The following is a 1026-nucleotide window of genomic DNA, read 5'->3' on the forward strand; positions in this document are numbered from 1 at the left end:
TCTTTGCTAAGGTGCATTCCGTAAGCAAATGACGTGAAGTGGCGCAGCGCTTGGATTAACGTCATGCCATGGTCGTGCTCTTGCGCATCAATCTGACACAAGCTCGCGCCCCAAATACCAAACTGTTGCAACAACCATTGGTATTGCTCGCTGCCACGCCCATCACAGTACACAATCACCTGCTTGGCAAGACTAGGAACATCAGGGCCGAACATTGGATGTAAACCAACCACAGGTCCAGCGTGCACATTCAACATCGCTTGCAGCGGCTTTGACTTGATAGACGTCAGGTCACACAGAATGCAGTCTTGTGGCAAGTTGCCCAGTTTTTCAATCACCCCTTCCGTCAGGTGAATCGGTACGGTGACAAACACTAAGCCTGCGTCTTTGAGAATCTCATCCGCACGATCCCAATCTTTGCTACCCAAAACTTTCGCTTGGTAACCTGATAGCTTGAACATGCGGCCAAACAGACCGCCTAACTGGCCATTACCACCAATAATGACCACTGAGCGTAATTCTGGGTTCAAACACTTAAAACCGGAATCTTTCTCGCTGGCATAAGTCTCACGCATGGTACGACGAAGAATGTCTTCGATAAGCTGAGGTGGGACACCCATTTTCTCAGCTTCTGCTCGGCGAGACGCCAGCATCGCCGCTTCACGATCAGGGGCGTAAATAGGCAAACCGTGTTCGCTTTTTACTTCCCCAACTTTTTCTACCAGCGCTAAACGCTGAGCCAAAAGCTCAAGCATTTGTTTGTCGACTGCATCAATCTGATCGCGTAATGCGTTAAGTTCAACTGCCATTGATGTTCCTTAAATAAGTTCCGTTTTAGCCTTTAAGGCGGTTTTCTAAGAAAGGCACCAGCTCTTCGTGTGCATGACGTAATAGTGCCTCAGTTGACTCCCAATTAATACAAGCGTCAGTGATAGATACGCCGTATTTCATCTCATCCAAAGCCAGATCAGAAGATTGATTACCTTCATTGATGTGGCTCTCGATCATCAAACCGATGATCGACTT

General features: G+C 47.9%; 1 protein-coding gene and 1 pseudogene. Both read right to left on the reverse strand.

Going from position 1 to position 1026, the window contains the following annotated elements; all coding sequences use genetic code 11:
- On the reverse strand, positions 1–809 hold an 809-nt coding region (gene tyrA, locus R8O10_RS24025; protein ID WP_318191798.1), incomplete at its 3' end, for a bifunctional chorismate mutase/prephenate dehydrogenase.
- A gap of 25 nt (positions 810–834) precedes the next feature.
- Positions 835–1026: pseudogene (locus R8O10_RS24030) on the reverse strand (3-deoxy-7-phosphoheptulonate synthase); the annotation flags it as partial.

This window comes from Vibrio sp. 1727 (assembly GCF_033344415.1).
Lineage (GTDB): Bacteria > Pseudomonadota > Gammaproteobacteria > Enterobacterales > Vibrionaceae > Vibrio > Vibrio alginolyticus.